1 pseudogene is annotated in these 642 nt (G+C 44.2%); it reads right to left on the bottom strand.

Annotation, left to right across the window (positions count from 1 at the left end):
• A pseudogene (locus tag R7Z50_RS28375) lies at positions 1–642 on the bottom strand (c-di-GMP phosphodiesterase); the annotation flags it as partial.

Genomic DNA, 642 nt, shown 5'->3' with positions numbered 1-642 from the left:
GCCTCCTGCTCTCTCGTGTAACGTATTCTACTACAGGCTATTTCTATCGGCAGTTGAATATCGCTCAATGCATGAAACTGCGCAAACGTACCAATATGCTCAACCGTTTCGTCATTGAAATGATGATGATCCGCGAGTTGTGTGGCGATTAACTGGCTGTAATATTTCATCCGTTTAGTATGGGCATAATATTCTGGCGAATAACTCGGCATCATACCCTGCATTCGATCGGCAAGCGTTTCGATGGCATGGACGACATGATCCTCAGACTCAACAGCAAATTGAACCATCTCAAAATAAGGCTTAAGTCCATTCAATGCTTCAAGCTTAAAAGCTTGGGGCTGGACAGAATTTAAAAAGACAAACCCGGTAAAGGCTTTGTTGTCATAGCAAGGAATCGCGACTGATGACTGATAGCCTTCTTTAAGCAGGGTTTGTATGCGGGAACAATGATTGATGTCGTGAAGATCATCGACAATACGTGGTATTGCTTTTTCAGCGGAGATAGTAAGGTTGTGGAGCTTTCTAAACGGCGCCTCATGATGGGCCAAGCACCAAGTATCAAATTCACTTTCGGCGAAAGATTTGAGCATGTCTTGATGAGGGTGATATTTCGCAAACGACACCCTATCGATACACGGC

Source organism: Vibrio sp. 1249-1, assembly GCF_033340495.1.
Note: the sequence above shows the minus strand (reverse complement) of the source record. Positions and strands in the feature narration are given on the sequence as shown.